The 17,127-nt window shown below is 37.8% G+C and carries 7 protein-coding genes and 1 tRNA gene; 6 read left to right on the top strand and 2 right to left on the bottom strand.

Going from position 1 to position 17,127, the window contains the following annotated elements; genetic code table 11:
- The first annotated feature begins 200 nt into the window (after nucleotides 1-200).
- Nucleotides 201-788 (top strand): transglycosylase SLT domain-containing protein, encoded by a 588-nt coding sequence (locus tag GGR08_RS01115; RefSeq protein ID WP_183193576.1) that lies wholly within the window; start codon nucleotides 201-203, stop codon nucleotides 786-788.
- Between the two features lie 1,423 nt (nucleotides 789-2,211).
- Here the strand turns inward: GGR08_RS01115 and GGR08_RS01120 are convergent.
- A tRNA-Ala gene (locus GGR08_RS01120) sits at nucleotides 2,212-2,287 on the bottom strand.
- Between the two features lie 118 nt (nucleotides 2,288-2,405).
- Nucleotides 2,406-2,786, bottom strand: coding sequence for a TIGR02300 family protein (locus tag GGR08_RS01125; RefSeq protein WP_183193577.1), 381 nt, complete (start codon nucleotides 2,784-2,786; stop codon nucleotides 2,406-2,408).
- 176 nt (nucleotides 2,787-2,962) lie between these two features.
- Here GGR08_RS01125 and aroA point away from each other — a divergent pair, with 176 nt between their 5' ends.
- The 5 genes from aroA to pncB all read left to right on the top strand — a co-directional run bounded on the left by aroA (nucleotide 2,963) and on the right by pncB (nucleotide 16,964).
- The gene (gene aroA / locus GGR08_RS01130) at nucleotides 2,963-4,291 is read left to right on the top strand and encodes a 3-phosphoshikimate 1-carboxyvinyltransferase (RefSeq protein ID WP_183193578.1); all 1,329 of its coding nucleotides are present in this window, start codon (nucleotides 2,963-2,965) and stop codon (nucleotides 4,289-4,291) included.
- Nucleotides 4,288-4,935 carry a (d)CMP kinase gene (cmk, locus tag GGR08_RS01135; RefSeq protein WP_183193579.1) on the top strand — a complete coding sequence of 216 codons (648 nt, stop codon included), beginning with the start codon at nucleotides 4,288-4,290 and terminating at the stop codon, nucleotides 4,933-4,935. Before aroA ends, cmk begins: the two co-directional genes overlap by 4 nt.
- Nucleotides 4,936-5,067: 132 nt before the next feature.
- Entirely contained in the window at nucleotides 5,068-6,768 is a 1,701-nt protein-coding gene (gene rpsA, locus GGR08_RS01140) for a 30S ribosomal protein S1 (RefSeq protein ID WP_183193580.1), read from the top strand.
- Nucleotides 6,769-6,980: 212 nt separating this feature from the next.
- On the top strand, nucleotides 6,981-15,542 hold the full coding sequence (locus GGR08_RS01145) for a glycoside hydrolase family 94 protein (protein WP_183193581.1): 8,562 nt from the start codon (nucleotides 6,981-6,983) through the stop codon (nucleotides 15,540-15,542).
- A gap of 117 nt (nucleotides 15,543-15,659) precedes the next feature.
- Nucleotides 15,660-16,964 (top strand): nicotinate phosphoribosyltransferase, encoded by a 1,305-nt coding sequence (gene pncB / locus GGR08_RS01150; RefSeq protein ID WP_183193582.1) that lies wholly within the window; start codon nucleotides 15,660-15,662, stop codon nucleotides 16,962-16,964.
- Nucleotides 16,965-17,127 lie beyond the last annotated feature (163 nt).

Here is a 17,127-nt window from a genome sequence, read left to right on the forward strand (position 1 = left end):
TTGATTAAAAATAAGTAGGTTTGAAATAAGAGAATTTTACGTTATTCGGGACTCTCATTCAATATGAATAATACTATATTATATATGTAAATCAATATGTTGCCTAAATATCGCGAATTAGATCATGTTCTTTATTGATTGGTAATAATTTTTTAGTATCTTCATTCTGGTTTATTTCTTAAATGAGAGGCATAGAGAATATGCGGCACCTTTTGTTTTTAGGGGCATTGGTGTTTCTGCTAGGGGGATGTGCTACCACTACCCCTATCCACACAAATAATGCTTGTATTCTGTTAGCACAAAAAAATGGTTTTTTTGATAATTGGAGAAAGGCTTCAAAAAGAGCAGAAATGCGCTATGGGATTCCTATGCCTATTATTCTTGCAACCATTAATATGGAATCGAGCTTTCGTCACAATGCACATCCTCCACGCAAAAAACTCCTTGGTTTTATTCCATGGAAGCGTCGATCAACAGCTTATGGTTATTCTCAAGCGCTTGATAGTACATGGGCAATGTATCTACGTTCCACAGGTAAGTCTTTTGCATGGCGTACGAATTTCGCAGATTCTGCTGATTTTGTTGCTTGGTACCATCACCAAAGTGTTCAACGCAATGGTGTAAGGTTTGATGATGCATATAGCCTTTATTTAAATTATCATCTAGGACATGGTGCTTATGCACGTAATGGGGGGCATATTCCTCTTGCACTTTCACAGGCAGCACAGCGTATGGCAAGAATAGCGAAGCTCTATGAACAGCAATTAAAGAGCTGTGGATGGCGTTAGGAAGGTTTCTGAAAATCTCAATCAGGGAATTGTTGTTGTAAAATTGTTGGAAAGAAAATTTTTTGTGGTGTGATAAGGCAATGTCATTTTTTCGGTTGTCGAAGGGAATGAATTGTTATTGAGTAGAATAAACGCAGGTGACAGAAGGCTTTTGTAATACGCAATGTATTTATCTACCCTCGATATTTTTATTCCCTTGATTGAAAAATTTACAAGAGAAACTATTTAACGTGGACTAAATATCAGAGGCTATTAAAGGAAAATTTTTAAAGTATTTTCATTATGCGCGTTATTGCCTGATTATTACGTGTTATTAAACGTAAGAATAGTAATTAAAGCAAATGCAATTCTAAGAGCATAAAAAGATAAAAAGTTCAATATAAAAAATGAGAAATGCATTAAACTAAAGAGCATCGTTTCGTAAAACTTTGCTTTGTGTAAAGGAGTAGTTGCAGTTCTCCAAAGATTGATAGTATTTCGTATTGCATGAAATGAAGTGTGTCTTATCCGTTTACCTGTCCATCTTAATTGAAAAAAGTTATCTTGTTGTATTGTAAAACACGTTCGTTTATAGGATGGTAAGGTATGTACAATTTTATATAGAAGAATATTCAGAGTAAAATTTACTTGTAGCGCCTGTGAAGTAATAAGCAAGTCTCCAATGTTATGATAGCGCTTGAATTTGAGGCTATTTATAAGAAGCATTTTTATTCTTTTATTAAATTTAACGCAATTTGTTGATTTATAAAGATAATATATTGTTATTTATATTGAATTAAGAGTTTTGAATAGCTTAGGATTCTGTCATTTCAAATCTCTTGTTGAATCAAGAAAAACTATTGGCTTGTCCATAAAATAAGTGTGATTGGCATGTGGATAAAAACTGTACAAGAAAAGATTAAAAATACTTCTTCTAAATCGTCTTAGTGTCAAGGCTATAGCCATATTGGGAGCTGGTAAATAGAATAATGGCGTTGCTTTGGCACCTATTCCTCACCATTGTTTGTGATACTCAAGGAAAAAAATTAATTGGTTCAATATGTAAGAACTTATGATGAGAAAAGCTTATTCTATTTCCAAATCTCTGTTTAAGTATTTAATCCTGTTGGAAAGGATATCTACGATCAACATCTTATGATTTTTGGGAAATGTTGTAGTGAAGTGGCATTCAAATTTTATTCTTAAAACAAGGTGAAAGTTAAACAATTCATTTTTTATTTTTGTGCAAGCATAAAAAATTACCTATTTTACTGCTATAATGGTGCAATTTTACAAGCCAATAAACGGTTAAGAATATATTATGATAGCATTAAAATACAAGGAAAGCGCTGTTAAGATAGAGATACCAAAGCATATAAATCTTTTAACTGATGCACACATTCTCTGTTATAATTGATTATCTTGATAGGATAGCTGATCCTTTTGGTGGAGCTAAGCGGGATCGAACCGCTGACCTCTTGCATGCCATGCAAGCGCTCTCCCAGCTGAGCTATAGCCCCTATAAAACAAATTTCGCTAAAAGGATAGTCTACAATTTCAGCTTTGTTTAAAGCGAGAAAAATTGGAGGTCAAGAAGAATTTGCATTCAATGGAAAAGATGCCTTCTTTATACTTTTCTTAAATATCGTCATCATTAGTAACACCTCCTCCGAGAATATCAGTAACGTCATCCTCCTCATCGTCATCATCATGAGATAAAAATGTATCATCATCATCACTGAGATCTACATCACTATCGTCCAAATCAGGAAGATCATCCCCTTTAGAATCCTCATCATCTTCTTCAAGCAGCATAAAAGCAGACTTTTCAAGTGCTGTATCAAGCTCTTCAGTGTCAACTTCTTCTTCATTATTTGCTTCAGCTGCGGCAACCTCAAAATAAGAACGCGGATAAGAAATTCCTGTATAAGGTGACACAATAGGATCGCGATTTAGATCGTAAAATTTTTTTCCTGTTTCTGGATCAACACGTTTAGTTCCAAGTTCTTGTTTTGCCATAAATCGCGCCTCTTTGATTAACTATTATTCCATTAAAAGATAAATTCCATGGTGCTTAATCGAAAAATAATGCTTTTGTCAAAGATAAATCCACAGTTCCACATAGATTTTTTCATGACGTTCTTTAAAGTATGTGCTAAAGGATGCATAATTTATAAAAATTAGATAGAATTTTCATGCAAAAAGCAATCCCTATAACTGCTTATAAATCGAGTAATCTCTCTGGAAAAATTCAAATATCTGGCGATAAGTCAATCTCTCATCGCTCTCTTATATTAGGGGGATTAGCGAATGGTGAGACATATATCCACGGATTACTTGAAAGCGCTGATGTATACAATACAGCTGCTGCTATGCAAGCTATGGGTGCTTGTATTATTAAAAAGGATAACTTTTGGATCATCCGAGGAACAGGGAATGGTTGCCTCTTAGCTGCGCAAAAACCTTTAGACTTTGGAAACGCTGGAACAGGTGCTCGTTTGGTTATGGGCATGGTTGGCCCCTATCATATGAAAACAACCTTTATCGGTGATGCTTCTCTTGCCAAACGTCCTATGAGACGTATCCTTGATCCTCTGCGTCTTATGGGGGTTGAAATTGAAGCAACACATGGCGATTATCTTCCTTTAACGCTTTATGGTCCGAAAATGGCTAACCCAATTCGCTACCGTGTTCCAATAGCTTCGTCCCAAATTAAATCAGCTATCCTGTTAGCTGGACTCAATACTGCCGGCATTACAACTGTTATTGAACCTGTTTTTACACGAGATCATACAGAAAAAATGTTGAAAGCATTTGGTGCTAAACTTGAAATAGAAAGAGATAAAGAAGGTGCGCGTTTGATTCATCTTTATGGTCATTCCCATCTTACTGGACAAACGATCCATATTCCGGGCGATCCTTCTTCTGCTGCTTTTCTAATTATAGCAGCTCTTCTTGTTGAAAACTCTGATATTACCATTGAAAATGTTCTAATAAATAACTCTCGAATAGGACTTATAGAAATATTGTGGGAGATGGGTGCTCAAATTGAATTTTTAAACCAACGCCAGACAGGTGGAGAAGATGTTGCTGATTTACGGATAAAATCATCAATCCTTAAAGGTGTCACTGTGCCCAAGGAACGTGTTCCGTCGATGATTGATGAATATCCTGCTTTAGCAGTCGCAGCAGCTTTTGCAGAAGGCAAAACAGTCATGCTAGGCATTGGAGAATTGCGTGTTAAAGAATCAGATCGATTGTCTGCTGTTGCTAAAGGCTTAAAAATTAATTGCGTAGACTGTGAAGAAGGTCAAGATTTTCTCGTTGTTTATGGGAAGGGTTCTGCCAAGGGATTGGGTGGTGGGCATGTCTCTACATATCTTGATCATCGAATTGCTATGTGTTTTCTCATTTTTGGACTTGCCTCAGAAAAATCTGTTACCATTGATGATAAACGAATGATTGCTACGAGCTTTCCAGAATTTATTCCTTTTATAAAACAACTTGGGGGAAAAATCGCTTGAAGCCTTTTATTATTGCAATTGATGGGCCTGCAGCTTCAGGCAAAGGAACCTTAGCACGCAAAATTGCTGCACATTATCATCTTCATTATCTCGATACTGGTCTCACTTATCGTGGGGTTGCTCATGCGCTTTTAAAACAAAATTTGGCTCTTAATGATGAGAATAATGCTATTATTTATGCTAAAGAACTTGATTTGGATACTTTGAATCCTGCTTTTCTCTCTTCTCATGAACTTGGTGAGGCGGCTTCAAAAATAGCGCTTAACCCTAGTGTACGAAAAATTCTTATCGATAGACAGCGAGATTTTGCTAAAACTTTACCTGGAAGCGTTCTTGATGGACGGGATATTGGTACTGTCGTTTGCCCTGATGCCGATATCAAGTTTTATATTCTAGCCAATATTCAAATACGCGCCAAACGTCGCTACCAGGAGATTTTAAAAAAAGGTGTTCAGGCAAATTATCATGAAATCCTAGCTCAACTTGAACAGCGAGACAGTCGCGATATAATGCGCAAACAAAGCCCCCTAAAACCAGCAAAAAATGCCCACTTGCTTGATACATCAGAATTGAGTATAGAAGCAACATTTGCAATTGCACGCACTTTTATTGATCCGATCATAAAAGTGCATATAATTGGATAAATTTGTTAAGGTAATTTCCAGCCTAGCGCTAACTTTATTTTCCTGTGTTCAAGGAAAAAGGCAGGAGGTTGCTTATGTTAACACTAACCTAGCGCTCATACCTTATGATAAAGGTGTCTATTAGGAGTTCTTATGTCACAGTACAATCCTACAACAGCGGATTTTGAAGCCCTTTTAACAGAATCTTTTCGAATCAATGATCTAAATGAAGGATCTGTTGTTAAAGGTCGTATTATTGCAATCGAAAAAGATATGGCCATTATTGATGCTGGGCTTAAAGTCGAAGGACGTATTCCTCTCAAAGAATTTGGAGCTAAAGCAAAGGATGGTTCTTTGCAAGTTGGCGATGAAGTTGAAGTTTTCATTGAACGCATTGAAAATGCGATGGGTGAAGCTGTTTTATCGCGTGAAAAAGCACGGCGTGAAGAAAGTTGGATCCGTTTGGAGGAAAAATTCAATGCTGGTGTACGTGTTGATGGCGTTATTTTTAGCCAAGTAAAAGGTGGTTTTACAGTTGATCTTGATGGTGCCGTTGCTTTTTTGCCTCGCAGCCAAGTTGATATTCGTCCCATTCGTGATGTTTCACCTCTCATGCATAATTCACAGTCTTTTGAAATTTTGAAGATGGATCGACGTCGTGGCAATATCGTAGTCTCACGTCGCACCGTCTTAGAAGAAAGTCGTGCCGAGCAACGTTCAGAAATCGTACAAAATCTTGAAGAAAACCAAATCGTTGAAGGTGTGGTGAAAAATATCACAGATTATGGTGCTTTTGTTGATCTCGGAGGGATTGACGGTCTCTTACACGTTACAGATATAGCATGGCGGCGTGTTAACCACCCATCTGAGGTTCTCACAATTGGTCAAACGATTAAAGTTCAGATTATTCGTATCAATCAAGATACACACCGTATTTCTCTTGGCATGAAACAGCTTGAAAGTGACCCTTGGGAAAGTATTAGTTTACGATATCCAATTGGTAAAAAAATTACGGGTACTGTTACCAACATTACTGATTACGGTGGTTTTGTTGAAATTGAACCAGGAATTGAAGGGCTGATCCATATTTCTGAAATGAGCTGGACAAAGAAAAATGTTCATCCTGGAAAAATTCTGTCCACATCACAGGAAGTAGAAGTGGTTGTTCTTGAAATTGATCCTTCTAAACGACGTATTTCTCTTGGCTTAAAGCAAACATTTGAAAATCCATGGGAAGCTTTTGCCAATAAATTTCCTATCAATTCGCAAATTGAAGGAGAGGTTAAAAATAAAACAGAATTTGGTCTATTTATTGGGCTTGAAGGCGATGTTGATGGTATGGTTCATCTATCTGATCTTGATTGGAACCGCCCTGGTGAACAAGTTATTGATACTTACAATAAAGGCGATATCGTTAAAGCTGTGGTACTTGATGTTGACATCGAAAAAGAGCGTATCTCTCTTGGAATTAAGCAGCTTTCTAATGACAAAGTTGGAGAAGCAGCGGCTTCTGGTGAATTGCGAAAAGGTGCTGTTGTAACATGTGAAGTTACTGCTGTTAACGACAATGATATTGATGTGAAATTGATTGACCACAGTCTTGAGACAACCATTCGCCGTGTTGACTTAGCGCGTGATCGTGATGAGCAACGCCCTGAACGTTTTGCAATTGGGCAAAAGGTTGATGCTCGTATTACAGCATTTGATAAAAAAACACGTAAAATTTCAGTATCGATCAAAGCTTTAGAAATTGCAGAGGAAAAAGAAGCTGTTGCGCAATATGGTTCTACAGATTCAGGTGCTTCTCTTGGTGATATTCTTGGTGCAGCTTTGAAAAAACAAGAACAAGATTAATCATAAACGTTGATGTTGTTATTAAGGTCATTCGTTTTAGGAGTGACCTTTTTATTTTTTAAGAAATTGTTTGCTCGTTTTTTTAATTATTACGTCAAAAAATTGCAAATAAAAACAAAAAGTTTGTTTTTTAGCTATCAACGGCTCATTATTCAGATAAAATGTTTACAATTTAAATAAAAAACTATGTAATTGAATAATAATGGAACAGTATGGCGGGCATAATACCTTTCATCAAGCAGTTTTTTTCGTACAAAGAGGAAAAAGACTATTTTATTAATACGGATTTTCCTCTTCGTGCAATTTATAAAGTACAGGAAGACCTTTATAGCTTAGGATATGATTTGGCTTCTGGTAAAGAGATTTTACTTCCTGAATATGAAAGAATAGAAGATTTTCGCAGGAGATTGAATGAAAATGCTAAACTTATTCTTCATGCGTTTCATGCCAGTGATTTTGCTGCCCGAAATGATGAGACTATAGCGCCGTCGGCTCAATGGCTTCTTGATAATCATTACACCATTGATAAAGCCGTAAGACAGCTACGTTGTAACTTATCCAAGTCCTTCATAAAGAAACTTCCTCTTTTTACACAAAAAGCAGAAATACCACGAATTTTTGCTTTAACTTGGCTTTATATTGCGCATACCGATAGCAGCTTTTCACAAGAGACACTCACTGCTATGATCAATGGATTTCAAGAAGCTTGTGCGCTCACAATTGGTGAATTGTGGGCCCTTCCTTCTGTTATGCAAATGCTGTTAATTGAAAATGTGCGTCGTCTTTCAGTACGTATTGAAAAAGTGCGACATATGCGCCATCTTGCTGGCCAAGTAGCCAATAGAATTTCTTGTGTAGAAAATAAAACAAAACTACATTCTATTTTTGCGCAGTATAAACCACTTACTGCTGATCCAACCTTTTCAGCGTATTTATTCTATCGTCTGCGCAGTGCATCTATTGATTCAACTGTAGCATTAGCTTGGCTTGAAAAGCAATTGGAAAGCCAAGACAGCAGCTTAGAGATTGCAACAGCCGATGAACATACCCGACAAGCTGCAGATGGTGTAACTATGGGCAATATTATCCGTGCTCTTAAAGCTATAGATGATGTTGATTGGACAGTATGGTTTGAAACGGTGAGTTGTGTTGATTCTATTTTGCGTAAAAATAGTGATTTTTCTGAAATTGATTCTCACTCACGCACGATTTATCGACAAGTCATTGAAAAAGTTGCACGCTTTTCATCTCTTAGTGAGCTGGAAATTGCACATAAAGTCATAGAAATGGCAAATTCCACTTCTGAAGATATGCCACATTGTTCCTGTGTGGGGTGGTATCTTGTTGATGACGGTCGTAGCGCTTTTGAAAAGGCTTGTGGATATAGCCCTCCCTTTTTCATAAAATGGGCACATGCTTTCTGTTGCTTAAAATTGCGAGTCATCGTCATTCCGGTTTCTTTTCTAACGCTTGCTCTTTTGCTTGTAATTTACACCTTTTTACAAATATCTGGCATAACATCATGGATGTCTCTTTTTTTTACTGCATTGGCAATTTTTCCTGCTATGGATGCTGCTTTTTCCTTCTTTAATACTGTTGTTTCGTGGTTTGTCCCATCAAAGCAACTCATTGGTTATGAATATAAAGAAGGTATTCCCAAACATGCACGTACAATCGTTGTTGTGCCTACTTTGATGACATCATACGATGATATTGATGAGCAAGTGCATACTCTTGAAGTGCACTATCTTTCCAATCCTAAAGGAGCTATTCATTTTGCACTTATTACAGATTGGGTGGATGCTCCATTAAGAGAAACGCAAGATGATTTTGATTTGTTGCACTATGCACAAAAGAATATTGATAAACTTAATAATCGTTATCATCGTGAAGATATTCCTCTTTTTTTCCTTTTACATCGCCGACGCCTTTATAATCCAAGCGAAAAATGTTGGATGGGGTGGGAACGAAAGCGCGGCAAACTTCATGAACTCAATCAGCTCTTAAGAGGCAATAAAAATACGAGCTTCTATCCTCCCGATCCACGTCTTCCTGTGGATTGTCGTTTTGTTATGACATTGGATTCCGATACACGTCTTACTTCTGAAAGTGTCACAAAACTTGTTGGAAAGCTTAATCATCCCCTTAATCATCCTCTTTTCGATGCGCAAAGTAGAAAGGTTGTAAAAGGTTATAGCATTTTGCAACCGCGCATTATTCCTTCTCTTACAACAGGAAAAAAAACATCAATTCTCCAACGGGTTTTTTCTACTAGCCGTGGTCTTGATCCTTATGTTTTTGCTGTTTCTGATACTTATCAAGATCTATTAGGAGAAGGTACCTTTATCGGTAAAGGCCTTTATAATATTGATGCATTTGAACAAGCACTTCACGGCAGAATTAAAGAAAATACTGTTCTCAGTCATGATCTCTTAGAAGGAGGATATGCTCGTACTGCTCTGGTAAGTAGCATAGCAGTCATTGAAGATTATCCGACAGCTTATAATATTGATGTTATGCGTTATCATCGTTGGATTCGCGGTGATTGGCAACTTTTACCTTATCTTTTTTTCTCTCGTCAAATAAGCTCTGTGACGCGTTGGAAAATGCATGATAATTTACGTCGTTCTCTCACTCCTCTTATGTGGTTAATTGCGGCATTTGCAGGATGGACTTTTTTACCATTAAAGAGTGCAATTGTTTGGCAAATATTCTTGTTGTTTAGCGTCTTCATTTCACCCATTTTATGTGTATTAAAAACGCTTGTCTCATCTAATACAGATCATGCTTTGGGTGGACATTTTCAATTAATTTGGAACAAAACTGTTCTTACAGGCGCTGATATATTTCTTAAAACGACATTTCTCGCTCATTCGGCGTATTTTATGACCGATGCGATTATTCGTACACTCTATCGTGTGATGATTTCAAAACAGCACCTTCTTGAATGGACAACCTCTACCGCAACAAAATCAATGCCTAATAGTTTGCGTTTCTATATTTTTACAATGGCACCGGCATCACTTATTGGTGCTCTTGTTATAACACTACCTTTCTTTGCTGATATCTTTGCAAACTTGATTGCTTTGCCTTTTGGGTTGGCATGGTTTTTTTCACCCTTCATTGCTTGGTTGGTGAGTCAACCTTCAACATTTCAAGATAGTCTTAATCTTTCTTTAAAGGATGAAAAAAAACTCCGCTCTATTGCACGACGAACATGGCTTTATTATGCAACTTTTGTCAATGCACAAAACAACTATTTGCCTCCCGATAATTTTCAAGAAGATCCCGAACCTCTTGTTGCCCAACGTACATCTCCAACGAATATCGGGGTTTATCTCCTTTCTATTATTGCTGCACGTGATTTTGGCTGGATTGGTTTTGAAGAGACCATCACGCGTATTGAATGTACGTTGCGCTCTCTTGCAAAAATGGAAAAGTTCCGTGGTCATCTCTATAATTGGTATGAAACAGATACACTCAGACCTCTTTTGCCTACTTATGTATCAACTGTTGATTCAGGAAATCTTGCTGGTCATTTGATAACACTCTCTTCTGCTTTAAGTGAATGGGCTGAAAAACCTCATATTTTTTTTCAAAGTGATCGAGAAGGTTTATCGGATGTTCATTCTATTCTTGAAGAAACCGTCAAAGAAGTTCCAAATCATCAATCCAGTTTACGTCCCTTACGCAAAAGAGTTGAAGAAAATATTACGCATTTTTATCATTCTGTCCGTACTTTCGTAGAGTATGGCAATACGACCGCTTCTCACATTACGGCTCTTTCACTTACAGCTCATGATATTGTGCACTTAATCGATGAACTCGACCAAAAAATTCAAACGATAGAATCTGCTCGTGCACTCTCTTGGGCTAAATGCCTTGTAGAAACCTGCAATGCTCATCATCATGATGCTACTGATAATTATGATACTGAAAAATTATGCAAGAAACTAAACAAGTTAGCTATAATGGCACGGCAAATAGCCTTTGACATGAAATTTGACTTTTTAGAACAACCTAAACGGCACCTCTTATCCATTGGATATCGTGTGCAAGAAAATAAGCTTGATGAAAATTGTTATGATCTCCTTGCTTCTGAAGCACGTCTTGCAAGCTTTTTTGCCATTGCCAAAGGAGATATAAAACTTAAACATTGGTTTCATCTTGGTCGACTCCTCGTACCTATAGGTTGGAAAAGTGCGCTCCTATCATGGTCTGGTTCCATGTTCGAATACCTTATGCCATCTCTTGTGATGCATGAACCGTTAGGATCGCTACTAGATCAAACAAATCGATTAATTATTCGTTGTCAAATACAATATGCTCATAAACGGAAATTGCCATGGGGGATTTCAGAGGCTGCATTTAACGCTCGCGATCATTTAATGAATTACCAATACGCTCATTTTGGTATTCCAAATCTCGGACTTCAACGTGGTCTCTCACGTAATGCTGTCATTGCTCCCTATGCTAGCATCCTAGCGGCACAATATATACCTGCTTGCGCTGTCGCCAATTTAAAACGATTACGTGATCTTGGAGCTTTAGGAACATACGGTTATTATGATGCTGTTGATTTTACCCCTTCACGCGTGAAGACAGGGGAAAAATACGCTATTGTGCGTAATTATTATGCACACCATCATGGCATGTCTATTCTTGCTCTTAATAATGTTATTTTTCAAGGGCGAATGCGTGATCGTTTTCATCGTAATCCCGTTATTGAAGCGACTCAATTTCTCTTACAGGAGCGAGCACCACATTTCATTCCTCTACTTCATACCAAAGCCGTTAGTCGTATGCGCAATACATCTCAAGCATTTGATGCTGCCCCTTTGCGTATTATTACAAACCCATTACTCAAACCACGAGCAACTTTGCTTTTATCAAAAGGCTTTTATTCTATCATGTTAACAGCTAATGGTTCTGGTTATAGCCGTTGGCATGATTATGCGATTACGCGATTTATTCCTGATGCAACAGAAGATCAACAAGGTACTTTATTCTTTCTACGCGATACGCATAGTGGACGATGGTGGTCTGTTACGGGTGAACCAACACGTATTATTGAAGAAAAAGCTGTCAGCATTTTTACAGATGAAAAGGCTGAATATACAAAAATAGTTAATGGTATAAAATCAACACTTGAATGTCTTATTGCGTCTGAAGGAGATGGCGAAGGTAGACGTATTCAACTACTGAATATGACAAATAAAGATTGTCTTATTGAAGTTACTTCTTATGGTGAATTAGCGCTTGCAACAATGGACATAGATTGTGCTCATCCTATTTTTTCCCGGATGTTTATAGAGACAGAAATTGCTGAGGAAGGCAAAACAATTTTTGCCAAAAGGCGCAAATTCTCACCTAGCGATCCTGAAATCTATATTACCCATTTTGTTTCTAGTACAACAGATATCCTCCAAAAGACAGAAGCTGAAACGGATCGCTCGTTGTTTATTGGACGGGGGAGATCCATTCATCGTCCCGCTGCATTTGACAAAAATACTCATTTCAGTAACAGTCAAGGTTGTGTTCTTGATCCTATTATGTCATTGCGATGCCGGATAAAAATACCAGCCAATGGAAAATCAGAACTTATTTTTTGGACTTTTGCTGCCCATACAAAAGAAGCGCTACATAATCATATTAAACATTATCGACAACATGATATGTTTCAAAAAGAACTTTCAAGGGCATGGATGCACTCCCAAGTCGCCCTCTATCAGCGTGGAACCCAGCTTAAAGAAGCTGTTGTCTATCAAAAATATGCAACACCGCTTATCTATCCCGAACGAAAATGGCGTCTTCCTTCTGAACTATTAGCAAAAACGCTTGGAAAACAGTCTGATCTTTGGCCCATGTCTATCTCAGGTGACAATCCTATCTGTCTTCTTAGATTAAATAGTGAAGGAAATATAACTGTCTTGCGTGAGCTCCTCAAAGCACATGAATATTGGCGTATGCGAGGACTCATTGTTGATTTGGTCATTCTCAATGAACAAGCATTTTCTTATATACAAAATACACAACGCGTTCTTGAATGGGTTTGTGAATCTTATCGTCATCATACGCAAGAGGCAGATAAACGCCAACATATTTTCACACTTCGGCGTGATCAAATGAGCGAACAGAGTTTTAAAACGCTTCTTGCATCAGCGCGCATCATCCTTGATGCCCAAAATGGCTCTTTATCTGAACAACTTAAACGACTTGATGAAAATGATTTTGATCTCACAATTGATAAATCAAACTCGCTAAAATATAACCAAGGAAGGCACATTGCAACACGAATTAAACAGAATCTTTTTACTGCCGTTGATTTTTCTAGCCAACAAAAACTATCTTCTTTTCCTACATATAGAGAAGATTTAAGGCATTGGAATGGTTATGGTGGTTTTAATCAGCATAATCATTATGTAATACGTCTTCGTGGACACACCGCCACACCACATCCGTGGATTAATGTCATTGCTAATTCTCGGTTTGGGTTTCATGTTTCTGCTGAAGGTGCCATTTTTACGTGGGTTAACAATAGTCGTGATTATCAATTAACTCCTTGGACGAATGATCCGACGTCTAACCGACCAGGGGAAGCACTTTATCTGGTTGATCATCAGTCTTTAAAATGTTTTTCACCAGTTTCTGCTGTTGAATGTGATGAAAATATTGTTTATGAGGCTTGTCATGGTTTTGGATTCTCAACTTTTAAATCAACCCATTCAGAAATTGCATTAGAACTTACTCACACGCTTGATCTTGAAAAACCTATTCGCTTTTCCCGTCTTATCCTTACAAATAAAGGAAAAAAATCACGTAGTTTACGTCTTTATAATTATGTTGAATGGGTTTTGGGAAATGTTCGTACAAAATATGCTCCCTTTATTATTTCCTCTTATGAGGCTAGATGGGGTGCACATTTTATTCAAAATCCCTATCATATAGAAAAATCTCAACAAGTCACATTTTTATCAGCTTCCGAAATGCCATCCAGCACTACAACCAATCGCACAGAATTTATCGGTGTAACCGGAACTGTAACACATCCAAATGCGATCCGTAAAGCTGGTGCTCTTTCGAATACAGTTGAAGCAGGATGTGATCCTTGTTCGGCATTTGCTTATGATATTGAGCTTCTTCCAGGACAAACAAAAGAAATCATTTTCTATCTTGGCAGCGCTGAAAATAGAAAAGAAGCTGAAAAATTACTCAATCAAGTCCGTGAAAATGATTTTGAAACTTTACTCACACAACAAAAACAATATTGGAGTGATTTTGTTTCACCGCTTCAAGTAAAAACACCAGATCCCTCTTTCGATATTATGGTTAACCATTGGCTTCCCTATCAAATCTATGCATGCCGCATCATGGCGCGCGCTGCCTTTTATCAAGCAAGTGGAGCATTTGGTTTCCGTGACCAGTTACAAGATAGTTTATCTTTGTTATTGCTGAAACCACAATTAGCCCATGAACAATTGTTAAATGCTGCAGCGCACCAATTTCTTGAAGGAGATGTGCAACATTGGTGGTTGCCTGACACAAATGCTGGTGTTCGCACATACATTTCTGATGATATCGTTTGGCTTGCATATGCAACAGCTCTTTATGTTAATACTATGGGCGATGACACTTTTCTTGATACGCTCATTCCTTTTATTGAAGACGATGTTCTCAAAAGTGGACAACAGGATGTTTATTTTCAACCTACTCAATCTTCAAAGGTTGCAACAGTTTATGAACATTGTGCTTTAGCTCTAGATCTTGCTATTAAACGCTGTGGTCCCCACGGTCTTCCTCTTATTTTGGGTGGTGATTGGAATGATGGCATGAATTTGGTAGGTAGCCAAGGAAAAGGCGAAAGTATTTGGTTAGGATGGTTTCTTGGGTATACACTACAAGCATTTATTCCTTTGGCCCAAAAACGTGGTGACAACAGCCATATGCAAATATGGAGTATGTACCTTGAACGCTTGAAAAAATCCTTAGAGGAAAATGGTTGGGATGGCGCTTGGTATCGACGTGGTTATTTTGATGATGGAACACCTCTTGGCTCTAAAAGCAATGATGAATGCCAAATTGATACTATTGCTCAATCATGGGCTGTCATTTCTCAAATGGCACCACTTGAGCGCCAAAAACAGGCTATGGCCTCAATGCTTGAGCATCTCTATGATGAAAAAAGAAAACTTTTACGTCTTTTCTGGCCTCCTTTTGATAAAACAACTCTTGAACCCGGTTATATAAAAGGTTATCCCCCTGGTATTCGAGAAAATGGTGGACAATACACCCATGGTGCTATTTGGAGCATTTTAGCGCTTGCACAAATAGATGAAAGCGATAAAGCCTATCATTTATTTTCCATGATTAACCCTATTAATCATGGACAAAATCCTGAAACCTATCGTGTTGAACCTTATGTGATGGCTGCGGATGTCTACACTGTTGAACCACGATGTGGTCAAGGCGGTTGGACATGGTATACAGGCTCAGCCGGATGGTTTTATCATGCTGCAACAAAAGCAATTCTTGGTATTCATCGTCAAGGTGATTTTTTATTTTTACATCCACATTTACCTTCTTTCTGGCCCGGATATGAAGCAAGAATGAAATTTTATGAGGCTATTTATATTCTTAAAGTGAAATGGGGATCTGAAAATACACTCAGCGTTAATGGAAAAGAATATGCTCATGTTCAAACAGGAATAAAGTTAGAAAAAACCGGAAAACATGAAATCATCCGCACACTTAAATCCTCAAAACAGAAAAGCTAAAAGGCTTTTTTATTCTTGCCCAAAATCTTAGAGTTGTTATAGTTTTTTTTCATTCCTATATGGATCTTGTTGGAGCACAATAACTTTAAATTCTATGAAACCGAAAGAAAGAGGATTATGAATCATCCAGACATTGCGAGACGTGTTTACAATCATACCTGGAAACTTGATCCCATTATTCGTTCACTTCTTGATACAGATTTTTATAAACTTCTTATGGTGCAGATGATTTGGGGGCTTTATCCCAATGTCAATGTTACTTTTTCCCTCATAAATCGCTCTAAAACAATACGTCTTGCCGACGATATTAATGAAGATGAATTGCGAGCTCAACTTGACCATGCTCTTAGTTTGCGCTTTACGAAAAAGGAAATGATCTGGCTTGCTGGTAATACATTTTATGGACGCAAACAAATTTTTGAACCAGATTTTCTTCAGTGGCTTGAGAATTTTCAACTACCAGAATATGAATTAACCCGAAAAGATGGCCAATATATTCTATATTTTCATGGTTCGTGGGCTCATAGTTCTATGTGGGAAATTCCGGCTCTTGCTATTGTCAGTGAATTACGATCACGTGCTGCTATGAAAAAACTGGATCGCTTTGCTCTTGATGTACTTTATGCACGTGCTAAGGCAAAAATGTGGAGTAAAGTTGAACGCCTTAAAAAATTGCCTGATATTAAAATATCCGACTTTGGTACAAGGCGTCGCCATTCTTTTTTATGGCAACGCTGGTGTGTTGAGGCATTAAAAGAAGGCATTGGGAATTCTTTTACGGGAACTTCTAATGTTCTTCTCGCTATGGATACAGATTTAGAAGCTCTTGGAACCAATGCGCATGAATTGCCTATGGTTATTGCTGCTCTCAGCAACAATGATGATGAATTACGCAGAGCTCCATATCAAGTTTTGCAAGATTGGAACCGTTATTATGGTGGAAATCTTCTGATTGTTTTACCTGATACCTTCGGTACAGAGGCATTTTTATGTGATGCTCCAGATTGGGTAGCGGATTGGACGGGTTTTAGACCGGATAGTGCACCCCCTATTGTAGGTGGAGAACGTATTATTCAATGGTGGAAAGAAAAAGGGAAAGATCCGCGCGAAAAACTCTTAATTTTTTCTGATGCACTTGATGTTGATACGATTGAAAAAACTTATCATCATTTCCATGGGAAAGTGCGCATGAGTTTTGGATGGGGCACTGATCTTACCAATGACTTTACAGGCTGTGCCCCTCAAGAAATCGCCACCCTTGATTCTCTCTCCCTTGTTTGTAAGGTGACCTCTGCCAATGGGCGGCCAGCCGTAAAACTTTCAGATAATCCTGAGAAAACGATCGGCGATTCAAAAGAAGTACAACGTTATCTCAATTTTTTTGGTAATAAAAAGCGTGTTGCTAGACCTATCAAGATGTAGTTGTCAGCTTTTTAAACGGATATATTGGCTCATCATATTATTTATAAGATTAATTCTTTTCCCACCCTAAGGACCAAGATTCTTAACAACCCTTTCGGGTCTGTAAATAGTTCAACTTCCCATTAAGCGGATTCCATTTGGCTTTCCACACATGCGGTTTACT

This window comes from Bartonella fuyuanensis, assembly GCF_014197255.1.
GTDB lineage: Bacteria > Pseudomonadota > Alphaproteobacteria > Rhizobiales > Rhizobiaceae > Bartonella > Bartonella fuyuanensis.